Raw genomic sequence first — 23,643 nt, 5'->3', positions numbered from 1 at the left:
TTATGAGGAGGAAAGATAATGGCAAGTATGCAAAGAACATGGCGGCGTGCCTGGGGTTATGAAAAGCCATCCTGGCAGAGTACGGCCCAGTTTAATTTAAGGCGTGCGGCGCAAAAAAAGAACAAGCCAAAGGCAATCGCTTATGATTGCTTAAGACGGCGCAGAAATCTTGCCAAACAAGTTGCTGCCAGTATCGTTGCGCTGCAGTTTTTAGGAGGGCTTGGCCTGCAGGACGCTTATGCCGCCAGCAATATCACGCTAGATAACAGAACGGCTACAAAGGTAGATGTCAATGGTAATGTTACGGATATACATACAGATACCTTCCGGGGCAAGAATGCCTTCAATTCATTTAAAGACTTCAATGTAGCCAGCGGCGACATTGTAAATCTGCATTTTTCGAATAGCAATGGCACGATAACGGCGGCTAATTTATTAAACTATGTCAGCGGCGGTCATGGTTCCAATATTGATGGTATGTTAAACGGCATAAAAAACGGCAAAATCGGCGGCAATGTATTTTTGCTGAATCCTTATGGAATCATGGTGGGAAAAACCGGCGTAATTAATGTGGGAACACTTACGGCGGCAACTCCTTCGCAAAGTAAAATAGATGATTTTTTAAACAATACACTGAATGGACAGGCTGGAACCAGTGCCTACTGGTCAAATTTCAAACCTGATGATTGGGCTAAAACAGTACCGCTTTCTGCCGATGGCAGTATTGTGGTACAGGGTAAAATTAATGCAGCTAATGGTATTTCGGTTCGTGCCACTGATTTCAGCAATGCAGGCATTATCAGGTCAGGGGCCAGCTTTACGGCTGCCAAACCTGATTTCAGCGATTTGGTCAATGATAACGGTCTTACCGGCGGCACAAAAATTGCTGTTGACGGCGGGACGATTGAAATTGTGGCTGATAAAGATATTGTCAACAGCGGCAAAATCGTCAATGAGGGGGCAGCGAACCAAAAAGGCGGCGCGATTGACCTTAAGGCTGGCAATGATATTACTTTGACGGAGGGTGCGGTAGTATCTGTCAAAGGAAACAAGGCAAATTCCGGCGGCGGTAACGTCAGGATTGCAGCGGAAAAGAACGCATATATACAAAAAAATGCCATGGTTGACGCCAGTGCCGGTACTTCAGGCGATGGCGGGGCCATCGAATTCAGCGGCAGCCAACGGGTGGACATTCAGGGGGGAAACTTTAAGGCCGGAGCTCAGCACGGCAAAACCGGCAGCGTTTTGATTGACCCTGCTGAAATTGATTGGAGCGGCAGCGGCAATGATGTTTATGGTACTGACGGGACAAACTATGAAATTACGGCCACAGACTCCATTACCCTTACCGATGTGGTCATTTCCACCCGTCAGGTAGCGGCAGGCGATCGGAACCGCAGCAATATTGAAGCGGCCGCGTCTACCGGCGATTCGGGCGCGGTAACGATTGACGCTCCACAGATAAATATTAAGGAAGGTACCAAAATCTATGCCCAGGCCAGCGGCGATTATAAAGCCGGGAATGTGACTATCAAAGCTGCTTCAGACGGCGGAAAAACTTCAGCTGCGCCTTCGGCGAAGGCCGGGATTACGATTGGCGGTACGGACACGAATACGGTGAATATACAGGGAAATAATGTGACGGTTACAGCTGAGGCCGCTTCATCCTATTCTTCTTTTTCCGGCCTGGGTCTGGCGGAAACGATTGGCGGTCAAGCAATTTCTGTTTTGGGAATTGATGGCGCCGGCGCCAAAGTGGACAGCGAGGCTGCTGTCACAATCGGCAGCGGGGTCACCATTACGGCAGCCGATACGGCGGATATTTCCGCTAAGAGTACCGCCAAGAATGAAATAGCCGTTTATCAGCTGCCGTTGATTACGGGTAGTGTTAATGATACTTTTAACTTTGCCGGCATGTATGCGGAACTGAATTCCACAGCCGCGGCCAAGGTAGAAAGCGGGGCGGCTGTTTCCGGCAGTAATGTACGGATAGGGGCGCAAAACGAGGCCACGCTTAAGGCTAATATTATACAGATGAGTAAGGATCAGGGCCTGGGGGTCTCGGTGGTCGTATCGAAAATGAATGTCGATACGACAGCGGGGGTGGATCGGGGGGCAGTTATTAAGGCCGGCAAAAATGTCAGCGTTACGGCCGATAACACCAACAATATCTCCACAAGTTCAACGGTCATGGCTCTGGATAAAGGTTCTTTCGGGATAGCGGTCAATGTCAGCAATGTGGATACCAAGGTAAATGCTGCTTATAACGCTGATTTAAAAGAAGATAATGCAGCAAACAAGCCTAATTTAATTGTGGATGCCAACGATAATATAAAGACAAATTCCAATTCCGCCAGCACCGCGGTCGGCAGTGACGCAATCAGCGGACTTATTGTAAGAGGTGCCAAAGCGGTTCAGGGGATCGGGGGCCTGAATCAGAAAATATCCGGCAAGGTTAAAACGATTCCCAATATTTTGGAAAAAGTGGGAAAACATCTGGATGTGGCCGGATGTGTCAACTATATTGAACAAAACCATACCGCCAATGCTTCTATCGGTAAGAAGGCTGTAATCCAAGCCAAGGATGTGACCGTTCTTTCCAAGGTTTCGGATGCGTACCAGCGGCTGCAGGCCGATAGTTCCATTGACGGCAAGAACAGCACGGATGCGGGGCTTGTCAATATCAATGCCGCCGTGCTGTACGCCGATATTGACCATGACGTTTCCGCCACTGTCGGTGAACAAGCTGACATCACGGCTGATCATCTCGGCTTATTGAGCAATGCTTATATACCTTATGATGAAACTTATCTTGATGACTTGACATATGACGGATTTACCGAATTCGTCGCCAAACATGCCAACGGCAATCTGGGACTGGCCAAAGGCTATATGAATGTTTTTGTTCAGGCCACCGACAGTGTGGCGGATTCTCAGCCGCCGGATGCCAGCAAGACGTATAGCCTGTGCGGGGCGGCGGCTATTACGGATTATGACAATACCAGCAGAGCGGTAGTGGAACGGGGCGCCAAAATAACTTTGGCAAAGGATACGGGCAGCGGCAAGTGGGACAGCAAATATGATGCGGCAGACGATACTTCTCTATGCAGTTGGGACAGCCCTTTGACTATCCTGGCTAAAGCCCGGCAGGACCAGGTATATGTGGGCGGCAATATCAGCATTCTGTTTTTCGGCACGACTGGGACGGAAGGCTCCAAATCAGTCGGTGCGACTACTTTGCTTATGGATAATGATAATTCAGCCCAGGCGTATATTGCCGAAGGGGTTAAGGTTAATAATAGTACCAACGCCATGACTGTTCAGTCTGATAATGATTCCGGCGTGCTCTCCATTGCGCCATCGGCCGGCAGCGGCGCCAGTTTCGGGGCTAACGGCGTTTTTTCTCTGGCGACGGTCAACGATTCCAGCGAGGCCTCGGTGGATGACGAAACAAAGATTACTTCCGGGGTGTTAACAGTAGCCGCCAATGAAGATGAAAACATCATCAATGTGGCCGGTGCCGTTAATTCGTCGTCCAATACCGGCGTAGGTTTTGGCATTGCGGTCAATAATGTGACGGACCATACGAAGGCGTATATCGGTGATAACGATGCCGACAATGCGGATGGATCGCAGCTGGGAATGGCGGCAAAAGGACATATCGGTGACTATGATTCTATAGGGTATGGAATCTCTGCCAATGCCGTCGATGTAGACAGCGATATAACGGGCGCTATTCACAGTATCAGCGTGGCGGCAGCAGAATCAGCAAGCGATAACCCGGATAAGAAGCCGGGGTCCGGCCTGTCGGATAAAATCAAAAAATCCGTTGACGGTAAGCGTGCCAGCCTGTCCGACTGGTTAAGCGGGAAGCAAACAGGCTGGATACAATCGCTGGGTGCCAAGATTGCTCCCGCGGAGAAATTAGATAAACCGGGCGGCAGCGATATTCAGCAGGCGCCAAATTTCAGTATCGCGGCAGCGGGCAGTTCTTCGGTCAATGCGGTAGATAGCAGCAATCAGGCTTATATTGACGGTGTGAAGATTGTTTTCAATTTTGGTAACGCCGGTGTGGCGGTAAATGCCGTCAACAACACCTTTTTGGGCGCCTGGAGCGGCGGCGGAGCTTTGACCAAGCAGGGTAACAAATCCGCCAAGTTTTCCGCCGGTGTGGCGGGAGCCATTGCCCTCAATCTGATGAATGATTCAGCTGACGACGACCGTGGCTCCCAGGCTTATATTAGCAATTCTACCATTGAAAATGCGGATAGCGCCGAGGTGCTGGCGCTGACCGGCGGGCAGCAGTTTGCCATTGGCCTGGGCATTGGCATTCAGGACAATAATAGTCAGACAGCGGGCAAGTCCGGTCAAGGCGGTTTTTCAGTATCGCTTAACAAGAGCGGCGATATTGCTTCGGCTAAAATTCTTAACAGTACTGTCGGCGGCGACAACCGGTCCGGCAAAAGTGCGGTGGTGACCGCCTATGACAAAATCACGACAGGAACGGGCGGCGCGGCCGTGCTGGGAGGCAATTCCAGGGCGACAATCGGCGCAGCGCTGACTTATAGCGATGTTGGCAATCAGACGGAAGCAATCGTGGATAATAGTACGGTTGAAAATTTTACAAAATTTGAAGATACAGCGCAGTCGGCGTCGACAATTGTTTCGGCCGCTTTAGGGCTGACTGTAGGTACTGCCGGCGACGGAAAACAATCTGGAGCCTTTATGGGCGGCGTTGCCATTAATGATGTTCACAATACCATCAAGGCCGCAGTACAGAATCATTCAGCGGTGAATATCACTGATACGGCGACAATTCTGGCGAATGATACGCGGGGCGTTGATGATTACGATAAGAAAATAGCGAAAGGATCGGTTAAAGACTATAGCTATATTGAGGAAAAAGACGAAAACGGCAATGTGGTCAAAGATAAAGACGGCAAGACGGTTAAAACGCAAATTGTTGATACCACCGGCAGCAGTTATCTTGACTATGATGACAGCGATTCAGTGCTTAACGGCAGCGCCAAGAAAGACGGCGGCAGGATTATTGCAGTCGCCGGCGTGGGACAGGGAGCAGGCAGCAATATAGGTACTTCTATTGTGTATAATAAGGTGAAGAATACCTTTGCCGCCGGGGTTGACAAATCGTCCGTTACCACCGGCAGCGGCGGCACGGTGAACGTTACGGCTGCTGTACACAGTCTGTTTGCCGATGCGGCTGCCGGTGTCGGGGTGGCTAAGGGCAATTTCGCCGGGGCAGGTTCAGTGGTATGGAGCGATATCGGCAATAACACTACTGCGGACATCAGCAATGCGGATATTGCAGCCGATCAATTGAAGGTAAATGCTGCGGATGACGCTTTGATCGCCACGGGGGCCGGGCAGGTCAGCATCAGTCTTAAGGTGCCGAAAGGGACGGCCGCAGGCCTGGCGTTGGGATATAATACCGTTAGCAATACTACCTCGGCTGATATTACGAATACCGGCCTTACGAACAGCAATAAAGATAAGGCCGTGGATTATCTGCAGGTTCAGGCTGACAGTGAAGGCAAAATTTATAATATAGCCGCTGCTGGCGGCGCCGCGGAAAATGTCGATGTCAACGGTTCTGTCAGTTTAAATAATATTTCCAATACCACGTCGTCTGAAATCAAACGGGAAAAAATTTCCGATACGGAAAATTTACCAGATAAAACGGTATCGGCTAAAAACATAACCGTTAAGGCCGACGATAATACGGATATTTACGCCTTGTCAGGCGCGGTGGGCGGCGCCGGCAAGGTGGCGGTCGGCGCCGCGACCGCCTGGAATGAAGTTGCGAATAAAACCACCGCCAAGATAACGGACGACATATTAAATAACGCCTTCACCGTAGGGGTTGAAGGAGATAACACAGCCACGATACGGGCAGCGGCGGCAGGTATTGGCGGCGCGAAGTATTTCGGCGGCTTTGGCTCGTTAACCACCAATATAATTAAAAATACGACCGGCGCTGCGATTAACACGTCGGTAATTACCGGCGGCCAAGCCGACGTCAGTGTACTGGCCGACAGTCAGGGTGAAATTGATTCTTTGGCCGGCGGGATATCGATTGTACCTGGCTCGACTGCCGTGGGAGCAGGCGTAGCGGTTAATAAGATTACCGACACGACAGATGCTTATATCAAGGGGGATACCGGCCAGGACTATAATATTTGGGATTTGCAGATTAGCGGCAAATCAGGCGGTGTGATTAATACGATAGCTGTCGGTGAAGCTGTAGGCGGGGATGTCGGCGCCGCCGGCTCGTTTGTTACCAATATCATGAATAATGTAACGGACGCCTATATTAGCGGCGGCGCCAAGGTTATTGCGGCCGGCAATGTCGGTGTGCTGGCGGAAAATGACGACAGTGTGGATGTCATCGGCAATGCGCTCGGTATTGGTGCAACAGCTGTCGGCGCCGGCCTTACTGTGGTTGTCAACGATATGGGCGGCAGTACGAACGCTTATGTCAGCGGCAGCGGTACCCAGGTGGACGCCAAGGGCACGGGCGGTTCTTTCGATGTAAACAGCGGCGAACTGCAAGAAGCTATTGACGTCAGTAAAATAAAGGCCGACAATTTGGCCAATGTTCCTGATCTCAGCGAAAAAACGACAGCGGTTAAGGGGCTGGCGGTGGCGGCTGTCTCTCATCAGGCAGTCATTGCCGATGCTGTCAGCCTGGGGGTAAGCGGCGAGGTTGGGGCAGCTGTTTTGCCGATTACCAACGTGATGAGCGGTAAAACCAACGCCTATATTGACGATGGGGCTAAAATTGACACTAACCTTGCCGAATTTACGGTGCCGCAGGTCTATGTCAATGCTTCCAGCCAGAGCTTTGCCGGCAATCTCATTATCGGCGCGGCCGGCGGTACGGGTGTTGCCGCCACCGGCGCGGTATCAACCAATAATTTGCAGCGGACGACCCATAGCTATATTTCCGGCGCCACAATCGGCGCGCTGGCCGCGGAGAGCAAGGATGAACAGAAATTAACCGGCGCATCCTCCGACGGCACCAAGGCCTTAAAACCAACGGCAGGGGCCGTTACGGTCAAAGCCGCAGGTTCGGAAAAAGCGGTTGACATTGTGGCGGGCTTGGCGGGGGGCGGCGTTAGCGGCGCCGGCACGGCGGTACTCAACATTTTTCATGCCGATACCCAGGCATATGTGCAAAAGGGGCTGGTCGCGGCTAATAGTTTGTCGGTCGACGCCGCTACGGACAGCGGTTTTAATGCGATCGCCGGCACCGGCGCTTTCAGTTCGACGTTAAGCGCCGCCGGGACCTTTGTCGTCGGTGTCGGCAATAATACGACCAAGGCGTATGTGGGCGATGAAGAGGTCACCGATTTTACCACGACGATTGCTTTGGCCGGCGATCTTACTGTTGACGCCGATATGAACAATGATTTTACCGGCAGACTTGTCGGCGGTGCAATCAGCGGCGATGTGGGATTGGCCGGCGCGGCCGGCGTAACATCGCTTAACAATGATACCGCGGCCGGTCTGTATCATGTTAAAAATATAGCCAAGACCGCGGCCGCTTCGTCTGTCAGCGGGGCTGACAATACCAGTAACGACTTTGACATGGGTAATGTGACAGTAAATGCCGCGGAAACGGTAAAGATCGACATCAAATCCGGCTTATTGGCCGGGGGCGGCATTGCCGGACTTGGCGCCGGTGTAAATGTTGTCGTACTCAAAAGCAGGGTTGACAGCGAGGTACAAGACTGCAATATTACCACTCCGGGTACCTTTGCGGTAACGGCCGACGGTACCAGGAACATTGACCTTCTGGCGGCATCCGGCGGGGCCGGCCTGGGCGGTTTAAGCGGTGCGGTTTCGCTTATTCTGATTGGCAGCGGCACTGCGGATGAGGCGATGAACCAACTGGATGAAAAAGATAACGCCAGCAGCAGCGGGATATTGACGGAGCTGGATACTTTCGGTTCTACTCCCGGGACGATTCAGCCGATGTCAAATCTTGACGCCGGTGAACAACAGCGGCTTAACAGTGCATCGCTTTTCGGACTGAAAAAATTTATGTATAGTACCAACGACAATAGGGTGCATGCCAATATTTCCGCGGCGACTATTACGGCTAAGTCGGTGAATGTTGAAGCGGAAGCGGTCAACGGCAGCAGCAATATTGCTGGCGCCGGCGCAATCGGCCTGGGTGGCGTGGGAGGAGCCGTGGGCTATACGCGTATCTATGATAATGTGGCGGCGGTCATTGATACTTCCACGGTGACTTCACCGGACGTCGAAGTTGACGCTGCTGAAAAAGATGGGAAAAATCCGGCGGCCCAGATCAAAAGCTATGCCGGTACGCTGGGATTTGTCGGTTTGGGAGCGGCGGTGGCCGACGCTCATGTGATCAATACCGTTACCGCTTCGGCGGGGGGTACTTTTACCGGCAATGACAGCACGGACAGCAAAGTTTCCGTTACGGCCACCGATACCGGCACCGTCAGTACCGAAGGCTGGGGGGCAAGCGGCGGGGCCGCTGTGGCCGGCGCGGTTATCAGCAACGCTTACCGGGAAGACGGCGTTACGGCCAGTGTTTCCGCCAGCTCCGTATTTCAAAAATATCAGCAGTTGGATATTGAGGCCAAAAGTGCGCCGCTTAGCGACAAAGATAAGCTGGTCAGCGCGGCGGCCACCGGCACGGCCGGAGGGCTGCTGGCTGCCGGTTACGGCGCGCAGTCTGTCGCTCATAATACCACAAAGGTTTTGGCTCAGACAGGAACAGACGTTACTTTGCCGGCCGGAAATGTCTCCATACTGGCGACGAATAACAGCGCGCAGCAGGCCGATGCCACCGGCGCGGCAGGGATTGGACTGTTTGCAGCCAGCGGGGCTGTGGCAGATGCTTTTACCGACGGAATGTCAACAATGGCCCTTTTGGGCGACAGAGCCGTTATGTTGACCGATACCGGTCTATTGACCATCGCGGCTGACGCCACAGATGATAATGAGGCCAAAGCCGTAGCCGGCGCATACGGGGTTGCGGCCGGCAACGCCGCGGTTACAGATATTAACGGCGATAGCGTCACTTTTACCGGTATTGGTAAAAATGCCAGGATTACAGCCGGAGCAATCGTTATCGACGCCGAACATTCCCATAAATATTTTGGCAGGGCGGATTCGACCAATGCTTCCGTAGTCGGCGGCAGCGGCGCTGCGGTTACCAATGATCTTGCATCGCGCGTCAATACCGAAATCGGCAGCGGCACAACCTTGACGTCCCGGGGCACCATTACCCAGACGGCGGTCAATTCCTTCGGGACCGCGCAGTCGGGGAAAAGTGTTTCGGCCGGCGGCGGCGGTGTTTTAAATGCGGCGGCCGCTGTCAGCAAGACCACCATTTCTGGTACCGCCGTCTCGGCACTTGACGATGATGTTGCGCTTACCTCCGGCACGGATCCCTTTCTGGTGCCCGGCAGGATTACTATTGTCGCCGACAGTATTTTAAATGTGACGGATGAGGTTGTTTTAAAAACAGGCGGCCTGCTGGCCGCCGGCGCCGGTACCAATTCAAAAATAAAGGCCACTCTTAAAAATGACGTGAAGACAGGGAAAAATGATCAGCTTACCAGCCTGGGCAATATTGATATCGGCAGCTACACCAGCGCTTTAGCCGCCGCTGCGTCGGAGGTGAGTACCTGGGGTACTGCTGCCGTAGGCGTTGCCAAAGCTTCAACAGATCTCACAACAGACCAAGAGGTGACTATTGCTGATAACAGCAGTATCCTGGCGTTCGGCAATGTCAATATTACGGCCGGCAGCGCGCCCGACGGCTCCGACAGCACCTTTGTGCAGGGAACGGCCAATGCCGAAGGTTATGTGAGCGGAGTGATTGCCATTCCCGCGGTTGATGCCGACGCAAAAGTGGCCAGCAATGCCAGTCTTGCTATCGGGAAAGGTGCGGCGATAAAGAGCGGCGAAAATACCGTCATCGGCGCGTATTACGGCGATGCGGAGGCGGCGGCCGACGGTACGGGCCACGGCTATCAGCTGGGTTTTATTGCGGTTACGCAAAGCAACAGCGACAAGTCGACGTCGAAATCGGCGAAGGTAACGCAAAAGGGCGATATTTCCGCCGGCATATACCACAATCTGCAGATTACGATTGATAAAGACGGGAAGCTAAGCAAAAACAGTGACAGTGCCGATGTGAGCTGGGATTATGAGCCTCAGTATGATTTAAAGAGCTATATCACGACGCATTACGATGCAGCAACCGCCAATGTACTGTTAAGCGGAATGAAGGGAAATGCGCCGACTTATATACTGGGCCCAATGTTTGCCGCCGGCGGCACGATCAAGGTCAATGCCGATACTTTTGATGAAGACGGTACAGGCAGTCTCACCTCTTACGGGGCTCCCAAGATTGAGATTGAGAATAACAGTAACGACACATTGATTATGGGGGCTATGGAGATACCCAATCAGCCGGGGGCTGAGGTGATCTTTACCGGCGCCGCCGGCAGTTCAAAGTACCATGGCACTGTTAAGACGGTGGGGCTGGATGCGGCCGGCAAGGAACGAAGCCCCCAAATTATTGTGGAAAATACCAGTAAGGATACAACGCAGGCGCCGGGTATATTGCTGGCCGGCGACGTTGAAAATCTGGGCGGTTCCATATCCATTATCAATAACAGCGGCTGCGTGGGACAAGCGGCCAGCGTTTTGGGAGAGACGGTTACTATTGTCGCGCCCCAGGGCTCGTTTGTGGTGAGCCTGCCGGACGGTTATTATTCCAGCGGGGGGGAAAATCCGTATTCCCGGTGGGAGAATTCGATGATCTGGCCGGGGGGCGATCCGGCGGTCGACGGTACGCCAAGCGCCGATGGGGCTATTGTTTATGTGGCCAATTATGCTTTTAACCGGGATGGCTCGTGTAAAACCAATACTGACTTGATGGAAGAACTGCTGAGCCAGTTCGGTAAATCCCGTGAGGTCAGCTATGTATTTTTAGGCAAGGGACTTGCCGGCGTGGGGAAAGTTGATTTTACTACGAAGAAAGAAGCTAAAAGTATAAGCCCGGTCGGCGATGCGTATTCCATTGCCACCGGTAAAAAAAGAAATAAGTATGACAATATGTGGTTTCCGGTCATTCCGGTGAAGGATCTGACGAAAACGGTGCAGAGCTATCCTGATGCAGGCGCAAGCAGCAGCAGTACGCCAAAGGGCATTGAAGCGCAAAATGTGCTGATTAACGCCAAATATATCGATATCAACAGTACGATAAGCGCCGGAAATGCCGATCCCGATTGGTCGTTGGTATTAAGTTCAGTGGTAGGCGGTATTTTGAAAACTTGGCGTAAAGACGGAGAACATGGCACAATGGACATTTATCCGGGACTGGGATATACGGTGAACCGGGGTGATTCTTTGATCAGCGCCAAGTACGATTTTGACAGGAATAAAATCATACTGCAGGACAATTTGTCCGCTTCGGGCAGCAATGCTTCCATTATCCTGAACGGCGCCGTTATCAGCACGAATACCATGGGGAAACTTCAGGTCAACTGCGGCCAGGGCGAAGTTACCGTTAAGAATGAAACCGGCATACCGCTGGAAATACAAAGCGTTAACACCGGCAATACCACTTCGGCAACCGGCAGTGTGGTGATTAACGATTCGCTGACCAATACACAGAAGCTGTATTATTATGTGCCCGGCACGGGCATGAGCGTGTATAGCGGCGCCTATGCCCGTGATATGAACAAGCTGGCAAACATAAATAATTTGGACGGCCTGACCAAGATCAGCTCCGGCAGTTCGTCGTCGGCTGCCTTTAATCCCTACGGCGGTATTGCCTGGCAGTGGCAGAGAGAGGCAATGTTAACACGTGATGTATCTTATGGAAGTGAGTTTAAGATTGGAAACTGGACGTTTTCATATCCTGGCGGACAGCCGAATGATCCATGGTACTATGTCGTACAGCCGCAAAAAGCTATCGGCGCTCTGCCGGGGAGCTATCATGGTGGGGGTCTGAGTACAAATCCCCAGGGACACTTGATTGTCCGGGCTAAAGATGCGCCCGCGTTTCAGCAGGAAATTACCGCTGATTATGATTGTTACGAAGGCCGCGAAATAGTTACGTATCATAGCAGTTATGGTCTGAAACATACGACAGACTGGTCTTATTATTTTCCCACTGCTGCATCTATCACGATGACGATGACGGCTAAAGCCGACAATCCTATTGCTATTGGTTTTTCCGGCAAGACCAGAGGGGTTGTTAATGTGACTTCCAATGCGCCGGTGACCCTTGCCGGCAAAATTACCAATCCCAGCGGTGATACAACTGTTACGGTGAGCAGCGGCGGTATCAGGGAAACAGCGGCGGCTGCAGTGCTGACCCATAATCTTACGCTGAATTCGCCGGACAGAGGCATCGGCAGCGCCGCACAGCCATTTGCCGCCGCCTTGACCAACGGCGGAGAATTATTGGTAAATGCCGGCAGCGATGGTGTGTATCTCAACCTGGATTTCGGTGCGGTGATTGATCAGGTGTCGGCGGTTACTTCCACTTCAAAAAATGGAACACTGGTCAATGATTACGGAGATGTGGTCATTAACGCCGCCGGCTCGCTTACCGCCAACCAGGATTACAAAACTAATATCCAAGCCGGCAATATTACTCTCAATACGACTGCCGGCAGCGTCGGTTCCGGTATATCGCCGCTGGCAATAGGCACCCATGAAACAAAATTAGCCAACGGCGGCACTGCCGACGGTATTGCGAATATCAGTGCGCCGGACGATATCGGCATCAGGGAAACCAACGGGGATTTGCTGATCGGGCAAATTAAATCGACATCCGGCGGCAGTGTCTATATTGATGTGCCTGACGGTACCCTTTATAATGCCGACGGGCAGATTGCCGGTCAGTCGCTGCCCGCCGATCAGGCGGAACAGCTTTGGAAGAATTTGGGGCTGAGGGCCGAAGACGGCGCCGAAACAGGCCAACCTACCGATACATCGGTGGTAAATTTCCAGAACGTGGTTAACAGATATTATCACCAGTACTGGAAGCTGCGCGGCTATGGTTCGGTCAGCGACGGTGTGCTTACACTCAGCGACGCCGGTATCGCCGCCTTAAAGCCGGCTGCGTCCCAGGCGCTCAATACAGCCGTACCGACAAATGAGCAAATTCAAGTATATGCCAACGGTTTGTTCCAGACGGCCCGCACGTATCTTGGCATTGCCGAAGCCGGAGGCCTTCCGGATAGCAGCGGCGAAGCTTCAGTGAAGCCTGTTAACGTGGAGAATGTACTTACAGCTTATGACGGCAATTTTGCCTATACGGCTTCTGCTGAACAAAGGGCAAAACTGACTGCGAATGCGGTCTGGACGGAAAATGCGTTGACAGGGGCGATCAGCTGCGAGGCTTTACAGGCTTCTTCCGGCACGCAGGTAAGTCGTATTGTTCCTAATATTGTTGGCCGTAATGTGACCATTACCGCCGGGCGTAATGTCGGCAGGGATAGCAGTTCTATGTTTATTACCCTGACCGATTTAAAAAACGGACTGACGCAGGAGCAGAAAGCGGCGCTGGTGCTGGCAAAATCGCCGGGCGATATCCTGGGCGTTGCTGCCAATAAGGACGGGCGGACGGTCACCTTTAGTTTTACCATGGAGAACGGTCAGCTGAAGGTGCCTGATACGATTGCCGCCCAAGGCTTTTCGCTGACAGGTTTTCAGCTCACCCATAAATCGCCGGTATATGTGGATGCCGACCGTAACCTCAGTGCGTTATCCGGCGGACAGAGCGGTTCCGTCTATTTGCAGGAGACTGACAACAGCCGGAAAGAATTACTTGCACGAATATCCGACCTGGCGGAGGATGAGCTGACATATTCGGCACATAGTATGACGGCAGGGAATAAAAATAACTGGTTTAATTTTTATCAGTTAAAAGGCAGCGACCTCAGCCATGAACTGACCAATAACTTAACCCTGATTTCCGGTATAGACGGTATTGTCATGAGGAACGTTCCACAGGTCTATATTGCTGATGATTTAAGTTTGGTTTCAGTCGGAAAGGATACGGATATAGAGATTGTCAATAATCAGTAACGTTGCAATAAACTTTAGCAGAAAAGACATGATATTGCCATGCACTTAATCGGGTTAAGCCCATATGAAGGAGGTGAAGAATACTGAAGAAAACACTGCTTTTAGCGCTGGCCGCATTATACTTCAGCAGCACCTGCCAGGCAGCGGTGTCTGACGCAGGTACGGGAGAGTTCAATAAAAAAGAAAAAGAATTGTATCAGGAAAAAGTTGTGCCGAATCAGGATAATGTGGTCAATAAGACCACAATCGAAACAGAGCAGCACCAGCAGGGCAGCGTAAAAATTACCGTCAGTAAAATCATAACCAACAAATCGGAAATATTGACAGCAGAAGAAATTAGGACGGTAACAGCCAAATATGAAGGTCAGGAGCTGGAACTGAAAGATTTATATCAGGCAGTAGCTGCGATTAACGAACTGTATAAAACTAAAAGCTATATTACCGCCAAAGCTATTTTACCTCCCCAAAAAATAGAGAACGGAATCGTAAAAATTCAATTGGTGGAAGGCCATTTTGGGAAATTTTTATTTGAAGGCAATCAGCATACGAGAAGCTCTTATATTAAAGACAGAATTTCACTGCATAACGGTGATTTGGTCAAATTGGACCAACTGCAAAAAGATATCTTTTACTTTAACAACACCAACGATATCGTCATGAGAGCAGAACTGAGACCCGGCAAAGAAGTGGGAACAACCGATTGTATATTACGCTTGCAAGAACCGGAAGAATGGCAGACCACGCTCTTTACCGACAATGGGGGAAGAAGTGAAAGCGGTCTTTACCGCACCGGCATGGTTATAGCAAATAATAGCCTGTTTGGCAACCGGGAGTCTTTGGTCATTAATCCGACCTGGACAAGGGGTACAACGGGAGGGTCAATTTCTTATACGATCCCGGTGGACAGCTTTGGTACCAGAATGGGTGTCAGTTATAGTAAAAATCAGACGGATATTATATCTGGCCCCTACCAAAGCATGGATATCGCAGCCGATTCCACCGATGTGGGACTGAGTATCACCCATCCTTTTATTGTGGAAGCCAGGCGAAAAGTGGAAGGCTACGGCGAACTGCACTGGAAGGATTCCAGTACCGATTTTTTCGGCAACACTTTACTGGACACAAAAGTGAAAACAGCTGCCATAGGCAGCAATATCCGCACCATAGATGCTAAGGGTGTTTGGTACAGCCAATATAGCTTTACCGGTATATCCGCCACCAAAAAAGATGCCTATAACGACAGAAACTTTTGGCGGTTTAATCTTTCACTGATCCGGCAGCAGGCGTTGGCGGATGACCGGAGTCTTATTTGGCGTTTGTCCGGCCAAATGACCGATAAGAGTAAGCTGCCGTCTACGGAACAGTTTTCCCTGGGCGGTATGTCATCGGTAAAAGGATTTACCGAAGGAATGTTAAGTGGTGACCAAGGTTATTATGCCGGCTTAGAGTATGATTTTCCGCTGCAATTTTCTCAACAAATAAAGGGAATGGTTTTTATGGACCATGGCTATACCTATAATAGTTTTGACAATGGAGCGCAGAGCAGGGACTATTTAACCAGTACCGGTTTTGGTGTGATTTTGAATTGTGCGCCGAATATTTTCGGAAAAGTCGTAGTTGGATTTCCTCTTAATTCATCTAGAGAACATGATACAACGCGGATTCATTTCTTTTTACAAACCAATATAAAATAAAGGGAGACGAGCATGATGAATCAAGATATTTTGTGGACGGGATTGGCAACATCAACGTAACACAGATAACCTGAATTATTCACGTAAATTGAAAACTTCGGCACAATGCCACTAAAATTAGGTATCACGCTCAACGTTTTCTTTCAACAGGTGTTACTAACAATCATGCTATTTACAACCGGAAGCGGGATCATGGGGCGATAAGGGGCAATATGCTGTAAGGTAGTTGTTTTGTGAATCAGTACGATAGTTTATTAAAAAATTACAGTACGATACAGTTGACAGTGAATTTAAATGATATTATAATAAAATTGTAAGTTTTGAAAATATTTTGCGCAGTCAAAACATGATCATTTCTAACCATTGCAGATAACTTCCAATTCCTTTATTTTTTTATTTGCTGCCTTGCACTGGCAGTATTTTTTTGCCCAAGGCCTAAGGAATGAAACTGTCTGGCGTGTGCCGGACAGGATATTGATTTTTAAAAAGGCCAGCTTGATTTTGGCTGCTATTTTAACCATTGCAGTTCCTTTTAACCTTCATAGCTTTTTTCAGGAAAAACATAATCAGCATAACTACGGGAATACCAAAGATAAACACTAAGTTGATATACGGTACGTAACGCTCAATGATAGTAAAGACGGTTACGGATTTGAGGATGTTCGTTTTTAAAGCAATAAGGAACACTCCTGCAGCCATGGGAATAATGAAAGCATTACGGGTTTTTAATTCTCCGGCCTGTACAAAACCCAGTGTTGCCAAGTACAGCATAAATGAAATTTTCAAAAACATCCCGATATTCCAGGCGGCGACCATAAGAAATTCAATACGGGTGATAAAATCATAGATATTAATTTGTTTAATAAACAAATAATAGGGGTCAAAGGTTTTTTTGGAGAGCTCCACGCCCAAACCGGCTATTGTTGGTACTATAATAATGAGGGAAAATACGGTAATTACGATCACTGACCAGAAAAAAACTCTATTTATACTTACTTTTTTATTAATAGACGGCGCCAGCATAGCCAGAAATACAATTTCGTGTATTCCGGCAGCGGTTTTAAAGGCAAGAGAGTTGATCTCCGCAAAAGTGGAATCCGCTAATACCGGCAGAAAGACTTTGAAATGCATATCCGGAATTTGGAGTATGGTATAAAAAACAATTGTGACCAAAATCAGCGAAGTAAAGATTTCTGCGGTTCGGGCGATGCATTCCAGGCCCTTAAATGCACCGTAACTACAGGTGATTAAAGCCAGGGACAGGATGGCATAATCCGGAGTTTCAGGGAAATTAATTGGCCTGAGAATATTATCAAATAAGGATAAAACCATAATGAGAACAAATAGAAAGTAACCAACATAAAATAATCCCAAAATTTTACCGGCTAATTTACCGGTTAGGATTGGTAAATATTCGATTAGAGTCAAATTGGTAAACTGCTTCTGTAAAAAGAGCAAAGGGGCACAGAAGACAGCCACATAAAACAACGCGAGAATTTCGGTGATCCATACATCCTGGTTGGATACATGAAACCATAAGAGCACGATGGATATGCGGGAGATGCTCAGTAAAAGTATGATTTGGATGGGTGATATTTTATCCGGGTTTGTCATTGAATTATTATCTCCCTTTTATTCTTTAGCAGGGAATAGCGATTTTCCTTCTTTTATAATTTCTACCTCGGTTTCCACTTCAACGGTTGCCTGGGAGAATAATTCGTCCCAATTATCCTGCATGTTTTTCCACTCCCGGGGGTATTTTTGGTGGACAAGCTGCCCAAAACCAAAAATATCCGACTTATATTCTGTCTGCGTTTTTTGCAGAGTATGCTCCACTTCCTGCTTAATGACGTCGGCTGTGGCTTGTTCCAGCAATGGCATGACTTCCACGGGCTCTAATGATCCGGCTTTTTGGGTGGTTTCATCCAGCATGCCGGTCATTTGAATTTTCACTTTAAGCTTGATATGATCGTCCGTAATTTCTACATCGTTGTTGCTTCTGGCCTGCAAAATTTCAACGGAGTTCATACCGGGAATAACCGGGTTAGGGGAGGTGACAATACCGCTTGCCACTTTGCCGACTACCCAGTTATAGCCTCTTGTTTCCGGACCGTCCAGATAGCCGACGAGCCTGTCTTTTAAAAACACAGCCGCCCCTTCGCTGCTTAATTCGTATTCATCATTGCTTTCTCCCGCGCCAATTTTAGCTTTTTTTACTTTTTGCAGTACAGTAACAACCGGGTTTACCCCTTTACTGTAATATGCTTTTAAAAAATCAATAACCCGGCTGTCCACACCTTTTGAATGGGGTTTATATTCCTTCAATAAGTCGTCAACATAGCTGGAAGGAATCGTGTTGATGCCGCTGGCAACGCCCATGACATCGGCAGCCGAAGCGTCTTTTACAATGATCAAATGCATGGAAAGCCGCAGCTCATGGTCGCGCAAAATCATATCCAGGTGTTCAGCCAGCCCGTTTTTGGCAAGCTCTTCGTTGAACAAAAATGCTTTGGCGTGGGAAACGAACAGTCTTCGGTCAAACCGCGTCGTTGCGTTCCGAAATGTTTCGATGACCGTACTCCCGGTCGCTTGCACATACTTGACCGGACTCTTGACATTTTCACCGTTGCCCCCTTTGCCGGTTTTTTCGGGCTTAATGACTTCAAAGGTGGTTTTGAGGCCGTTGCTGTCCTTATCTACGCCTGCCATACCGATGATTCCCAGGGTATTCAGCTCCCGGCGGTTCCAGCAGCCGGCAGTGGACATAGCCAGCAGCAGCAGCAGCAGGAGTGCGCAGGTTTTTTTCAATATCGCCATTCGTGTTCTCCCTGCCTTTGCTGGTTGTCTTTTGCAATAGCGGCCGGCCTTTTTTTCATTGCCCATAGGGGAAAACGAAGAATGAAATCATGGAGGGCACCTTGATCGGAAGGTGCCAGGGGAGACATGTAGGGTACGCCAAAGGAACGAAGAGAAACTGCGTGCATCACAACGACGAACAAGCCGCAAACGATGCCGTATAGACCCATCACGGCACCTGCAAATAAGAAAAAGAACCGATATATCATGATCGCTTCCGATAAAGCCGGGACAATAAAACCGGTGACTCCTGCGATGGCGATCACGATAACCACGGGAGCGCTTACAAGACCGGCATTTACCGCACTTTCGCCAACTATCAGCGCGCCGACGATGCTGATTGCCGAGCCGACTGCCCTGGGGAGACGGATACCCGATTCGCGGAGCAGCTCATAAAAGACTGTCATTATAAATATTTCCGCACCGGCCGGAAAAGGTATATCCGAGCTGGATCCGGCCATACGTAGTAGAAGGATTGTCGGAATCATTTCCTGATGAAAAGTCTGCAGGGCGACATATAAACCGGGTACTAAAATACTAATGAGGAGCGCAGAAACTCGCAGTATTCTCCAAAAAAATGCGACGAACGGCCGATTATAGTAATCCTCACTTGTTTGCAGCACCTCAATAAACAAGTGGGGGACAGTAAGTGCATGGGGAGTTCCATCACAAAATATGCCTACTCGGCCTTCGAGAATTTTGGCTGCAAGAATATCGGGCTTTTGGGTATTGGCGACAGTCGCCAGCGGCGAAAACGGGCTGTCTTCGATAAACTGCTCAATGTAACCTGTTTCCAGGACGGAATCTGTATCAATCTTATTTAACCGTCTTCTTACTTCACCCAGTACCGCCTGATTTACAATGCCATCAATATAGGCGATGGCAACATCGGTTTTTGTCTGCTTGCCAAGGTTGATGTTTTCAAATACCAAGTTGGGGTTTTTTATTTTCCGCCGCAATAAACTGGTATTTGTGCGGATATTTTCAATAAAACCTTCGCGAGGGCCGCGAATAACTGACTCGGTATCAGGTTCGGCGACCGCTCTTTTTTCCCAGCCTTTGGAATCGATGAGCAGGGCCGTATCTACTCCGTCGGCAAACATAACCGTATTGCCGTTTAATAGATAATCAATAACCCCGGACATGGTTTTGGTTTCCGTCACGTTTGCTGCCGCAATTAAGTTTTTTAAAATGGTTGGATTAAGCAGCGTACTTGCTTGCAGTTCTTTTGAATTTATAATAAAGGAATTTATAATGTCGCGGCCTAAGATTTCTTTGCTTACTAACCCGTCAATATATACCACCAAGATTTTTACGCCGGAAAAGGCAGCAAATTCAAAAAACATGACGTCGCTGCTTTTTTTAAAGGCATTCTCCAAAAAGAATTTGTTGCCTGCTACAGTTGTAAAGACGGAAGGCGGTTTGAGTTTTGTTATAATCTGCGATATTTTATCTGCGACCTTGTTACTTTCGCTAATTAGTTGTCTAAGGGCATATAGCTTTTTTTTGACCGAGGCATGCGAGGCTTCCGCGATAATAGCCGATAACTTATTTATATGTAGACATTTATGCTGTTTCATCAGCGTACACCTCTCATAAACAATCTGCGATACTTTAGTATTACCCTGTAGCAGGGCTTTTACCCCCGGAAGCCGCCGGGACGTATGATATTTTTTCAGTATTTTATTTTTTAAAAAAATCTTCCCCGGACGACGGCTTGAATCATTCCGTCGTCCGGGGAAGATTTGCTTTCACTTTGTGAAATTTTGCAGCAGTTTTGTTTTGAGTCATAAAACGCCGCGACAGAGTATTGCGGCCAGAGCCAATCCGATCAGCAGGTATATGGCGCCGCGATAGGTTTCCGAACGATGGTGAATCATATAGATCCCCACTGCAATCAGCGTCAGGGATAGTAAAATTCCTCCCAGAATTGCAGTGATATCGAATATGCCTTGCAATTTTAACCCTCCCCATGCGTACTATTGTCTCATTTAATTATATTGGTTATATTCTCGTAATTCATTTTAAAACCTGCATTCCGGAGAAGTGCAGAGAAAGCTTTATTGTTTCACAAATGACGAATGCCCCGGTGTTTGTATAACCCCGGAGCATTCGTCATTCAGGATACTGATAAGGAGGAATTAGTCGTGGGTCATCTCATTGAGCATGAATTTGGCTGTGTGGTAAATAATCGCGCTTGCGGCGACAACCTTTACCACCGAAAGGACATCCATATCCATGGGCATTTCCATATGCCTACCGAACATTGATTTATGCTTCGATTTAAGAAACATAAAATCACCTCCTCAAATTTAGTCTGTCCAGAAGAAAGGGCTGCAGTCGCAGTAAAAAATGGATGAAAACTACTATTTGATAAATTAGGCAGGAAATTGGCGGTTTGAGAAGGAATAGTTAAATATTTTATAATAACATGGGTGGCAGGTAGGCCTGACATTCCGTTAATGCAAAGATTAGACACACCTGTTTCATCCGAAATGCTATAAAAGGGGATGCACTATGCTAAAAAAATTTATGTTAGGTTTCGGCGATAAAAAAGTGAAGGTTTCCCTGCCGGAAGAACGTATCATCAACGTGGTGGAAGGAAAAAGTGTAAAGGCCATTACCGATGTGAAGGCAGCTGTAAAAGCGGCGATTAATAATCCCATCGGTACGCCGCCGCTACGCGAGATCGTAAGGAACGGGGATAAGGTTGCGATCGTCGCCAGTGATGTTACACGTAAGTGGATTCGCTACGATATGTTTTTGCCAACGTTACTGGACGAATTGAATGCAGCAGGGATTCCTGATTCCGATATTACTTTGGTTGCTGCGCTGGGGGCACATCGCGGCCATACCGATGAAGAAAATGTGTCAACCTATGGACAGGAGGTCGTGGACCGGGTTACGATCGAACAAAGTCATGCTCTAAATAAGGAAGATTTTGTTGATCTCGGCACGACTACCCGGGGGAACCCTGTCAGCATCAATAAACATGTTGCCAATGCCGATAAAGTGATTTTAACCGGAGGAATTGTGTATCATCTGATGGCCGGGTTTGGCGGCGGACGTAAATCTGTTATGCCGGGCATTTCAAGCTATGACAGCATTCAGGCCAATCACGCTCTTTGTCTGAATAATGAAGTCGGCAAGGGAATCAGTGATGCCTGCGTGTCGGGTAAGGTGATTGATAATAGAATGCATGAAGATATGAGTGAAATGGCAAAAATGGTGAATCCGGCATTTATATTAAATGCAGTTTTCACAGCGGATGGCAATTTTGCCCGTTTTGTTGCCGGTCACTGGTATAAAGCTTGGGAAGAAGGCTGCAAGACGGTAGAAGAAATTTTTGGCGTTTCGATTAGCGGTAAAGCGGACTTGGTTATTGCTTCCGCCGGCGGATTTCCGAAGGACATCAATCTGTATCAAGGTTCCAAAACCGTTGACAATGCTTTCATGGCAGTGAAAAAAGGCGGGGTTGTCATTTTAGTGCTGGAGTGCAGAGATATCGCGGAACCACCGGATTTCAGCGATTGGTTCCAATATGAATCCTTGTATGACCGGGAGGTAGCGTTGCGGAAGGCTTTTACTGTACCCGGCTTTATTGCGCTTAAATTTGGGATTATGGCGCAAACCAGTCCTTTTATTGTCGTTACTCTGCCGGAGAATAAAGCCTTTGTGGAAAAGGTCGGTATGGCCGCGGTCACAACGATTGAGGAAGCGATAACTCTTGCAGAGCAAAAACTGGGACGCAATGATTACACGATTACCATAATGCCGCATGCGGCCAATACCGCACCGCTGATAAAATAAGCGGTCTAACCTGATCCAGGTAAAGAGGCAGCCGATTTGCAGGCTGCCTCTTTACTCGATTATTATATATGGGGTACGTAGATAATATGTGGCATGGTTCCGGTTTATTTCATCTCCATGGTGCCAATGCGCCGGACGCTTCGTATTCCTTTTCACTCTGGAAGATTATGTTATAATAAGCGTAACAGGTTGTCTAGGGACGGTTAAACACACCCTTTTCGAAAGGGTGTGGTAATATGACTACGGTCAGGGAAAAAATTCTGCCGCGGCTTTAGTTTACTTGCAATTCGAATCACACAATTAATCCAATAAAATGATCTTAAAAACAGTGTACGGTCCGCCGCCGGCGGCTATGGAACGGATTGAGGCGGTGGAGTCGGAGGAAGAAAACTTCATCCGGGAAGAGCCTGCGCCTGGACTTCCGGCCAAGAACCGGTGTTTTCGCAATGAGGCGCAGGCGTGTAAAGCCGGGCAATTGGCTGGTGTGGTACCGGATGACAGATAACCGGTCTGTGAGTGTCACCGCCCGTAGGGTGAACTGACGGTTATTAATTCAATCTTTCGAAGGAAGGACAGCAGCACGCTGATGGGGCGTGCTGCTGTGTTTTGCCGGGGAAAGCCGGAAGAGTTCTGAAAAACTCTTCTTTTTTATTTCGGTTTCGCTATTTAATTACCATTACGGGGATTTTGGCGTACGTTACCAGAGTTCGCGCCACACTGCCCAGCAATAAGCTGGCAAAACTTCCCAGCCCCCTGGTACCGCAGATAATCATGTCAGCCCGGCAGGAATCGGCATGAAGCAGAATTTCTTTAACGGCATTGCCAAAGAGCGAATGAGTTTTGGCCTCAACGCCGTTTGCCTCACAAATAGCCTGGGCTTCTGAAAGAATCAGCTTAATTTCCTGTTCCGCTGATTCTCTTACTTCCGGAGACGCATAGGCGCCGGCGGACCGCGTACTGATGGAGGAAGGAACCAGGACCATGACCACGTCGATTGTCGCATGAGCGAGCTGCGCCATGTGAATGGCCCAGTCCAGTGCTTTTCTGCTGTGTTCGGAGCTGTCGTAGGCAACAACAATTTTTTTCAGGTTAATCATTCTCCACTACCTCTTTTCCATAAATATACTTAGCGTCCCGCAGGATGAACCATATCTGTTAACAGCTGCCGTAT

Annotated in this window: 10 protein-coding genes; 4 read left to right on the top strand and 6 right to left on the bottom strand. The window is 49.0% G+C overall.

Annotation, left to right across the window (positions count from 1 at the left end):
- Window positions 1–18 precede the first annotated feature (18 nt).
- Window positions 19–14,112 (top strand): leukotoxin LktA family filamentous adhesin, encoded by a 14,094-nt coding sequence (locus tag ABFC84_06865; protein MEN6412472.1) that lies wholly within the window; start codon window positions 19–21, stop codon window positions 14,110–14,112.
- 146 nt (window positions 14,113–14,258) lie between these two features.
- On the top strand, window positions 14,259–15,806 hold the full coding sequence (locus ABFC84_06860) for a ShlB/FhaC/HecB family hemolysin secretion/activation protein (protein ID MEN6412471.1): 1,548 nt from the start codon (window positions 14,259–14,261) through the stop codon (window positions 15,804–15,806).
- 513 nt (window positions 15,807–16,319) lie between these two features.
- On the opposite strand, the gene ABFC84_06855 is transcribed toward ABFC84_06860, so the two are convergent.
- The 5 genes from ABFC84_06855 to ABFC84_06835 form a co-directional block, all read right to left on the bottom strand.
- Complete coding sequence (locus tag ABFC84_06855) at window positions 16,320–17,420, bottom strand: endospore germination permease (protein ID MEN6412470.1); 1,101 nt, start codon at window positions 17,418–17,420, stop codon at window positions 16,320–16,322.
- Between the two features lie 18 nt (window positions 17,421–17,438).
- The gene (locus ABFC84_06850) at window positions 17,439–18,623 is read right to left on the bottom strand and encodes a Ger(x)C family spore germination protein (GenBank protein MEN6412469.1); all 1,185 of its coding nucleotides are present in this window, start codon (window positions 18,621–18,623) and stop codon (window positions 17,439–17,441) included.
- The gene (locus ABFC84_06845) at window positions 18,611–20,242 is read right to left on the bottom strand and encodes a spore germination protein (protein MEN6412468.1); all 1,632 of its coding nucleotides are present in this window, start codon (window positions 20,240–20,242) and stop codon (window positions 18,611–18,613) included. Before ABFC84_06845 ends, ABFC84_06850 begins: the two co-directional genes overlap by 13 nt.
- Before the next feature lie 207 nt (window positions 20,243–20,449).
- A complete protein-coding gene (locus ABFC84_06840) occupies window positions 20,450–20,620 on the bottom strand; it encodes a hypothetical protein (GenBank protein MEN6412467.1) in 171 nt (56 codons plus the stop codon).
- Window positions 20,621–20,803: 183 nt separating this feature from the next.
- Complete coding sequence (locus tag ABFC84_06835) at window positions 20,804–20,956, bottom strand: hypothetical protein (GenBank protein ID MEN6412466.1); 153 nt, start codon at window positions 20,954–20,956, stop codon at window positions 20,804–20,806.
- A gap of 223 nt (window positions 20,957–21,179) precedes the next feature.
- On the opposite strand from ABFC84_06835, the gene larA reads away from it, so the two are divergent.
- Together larA and ABFC84_06825 are read left to right on the top strand one after the other, a co-directional pair.
- On the top strand, window positions 21,180–22,472 hold the full coding sequence (gene larA, locus ABFC84_06830) for a nickel-dependent lactate racemase (GenBank protein MEN6412465.1): 1,293 nt from the start codon (window positions 21,180–21,182) through the stop codon (window positions 22,470–22,472).
- 313 nt (window positions 22,473–22,785) lie between these two features.
- Complete coding sequence (locus tag ABFC84_06825) at window positions 22,786–22,977, top strand: hypothetical protein (protein ID MEN6412464.1); 192 nt, start codon at window positions 22,786–22,788, stop codon at window positions 22,975–22,977.
- 157 nt (window positions 22,978–23,134) lie between these two features.
- Here ABFC84_06825 and ABFC84_06820 read toward each other — a convergent pair whose 3' ends face one another.
- Window positions 23,135–23,569 (bottom strand): universal stress protein, encoded by a 435-nt coding sequence (locus tag ABFC84_06820; protein ID MEN6412463.1) that lies wholly within the window; start codon window positions 23,567–23,569, stop codon window positions 23,135–23,137.
- Window positions 23,570–23,643 lie beyond the last annotated feature (74 nt).

This window comes from Veillonellales bacterium (assembly GCA_039680175.1).
GTDB lineage: Bacteria > Bacillota > Negativicutes > JAAYSF01 > JAAYSF01 > JBDKTO01.
Note: the sequence above shows the minus strand (reverse complement) of the source record. Positions and strands in the feature narration are given on the sequence as shown.

What these genes read in the sequence shown, in the direction of transcription:
- ABFC84_06865 (MEN6412472.1), top strand. Translation starts at nt 19, where the DNA reads ATGGCAAGTATGCAAAGAACATGGCGGCGTGCCTGGGGTTATGAAAAG.
- ABFC84_06855 (MEN6412470.1), bottom strand. Translation starts at nt 17,420, where the DNA reads ATGACAAACCCGGATAAAATATCACCCATCCAAATCATACTTTTACTG.
- ABFC84_06850 (MEN6412469.1), bottom strand. Translation starts at nt 18,623, where the DNA reads ATGGCGATATTGAAAAAAACCTGCGCACTCCTGCTGCTGCTGCTGCTG.
- ABFC84_06845 (MEN6412468.1), bottom strand. Translation starts at nt 20,242, where the DNA reads ATGAAACAGCATAAATGTCTACATATAAATAAGTTATCGGCTATTATC.
- ABFC84_06835 (MEN6412466.1), bottom strand. Translation starts at nt 20,956, where the DNA reads ATGTTTCTTAAATCGAAGCATAAATCAATGTTCGGTAGGCATATGGAA.
- larA (MEN6412465.1), top strand. Translation starts at nt 21,180, where the DNA reads ATGCTAAAAAAATTTATGTTAGGTTTCGGCGATAAAAAAGTGAAGGTT.
- ABFC84_06825 (MEN6412464.1), top strand. Translation starts at nt 22,786, where the DNA reads ATGATCTTAAAAACAGTGTACGGTCCGCCGCCGGCGGCTATGGAACGG.
- ABFC84_06820 (MEN6412463.1), bottom strand. Translation starts at nt 23,569, where the DNA reads ATGATTAACCTGAAAAAAATTGTTGTTGCCTACGACAGCTCCGAACAC.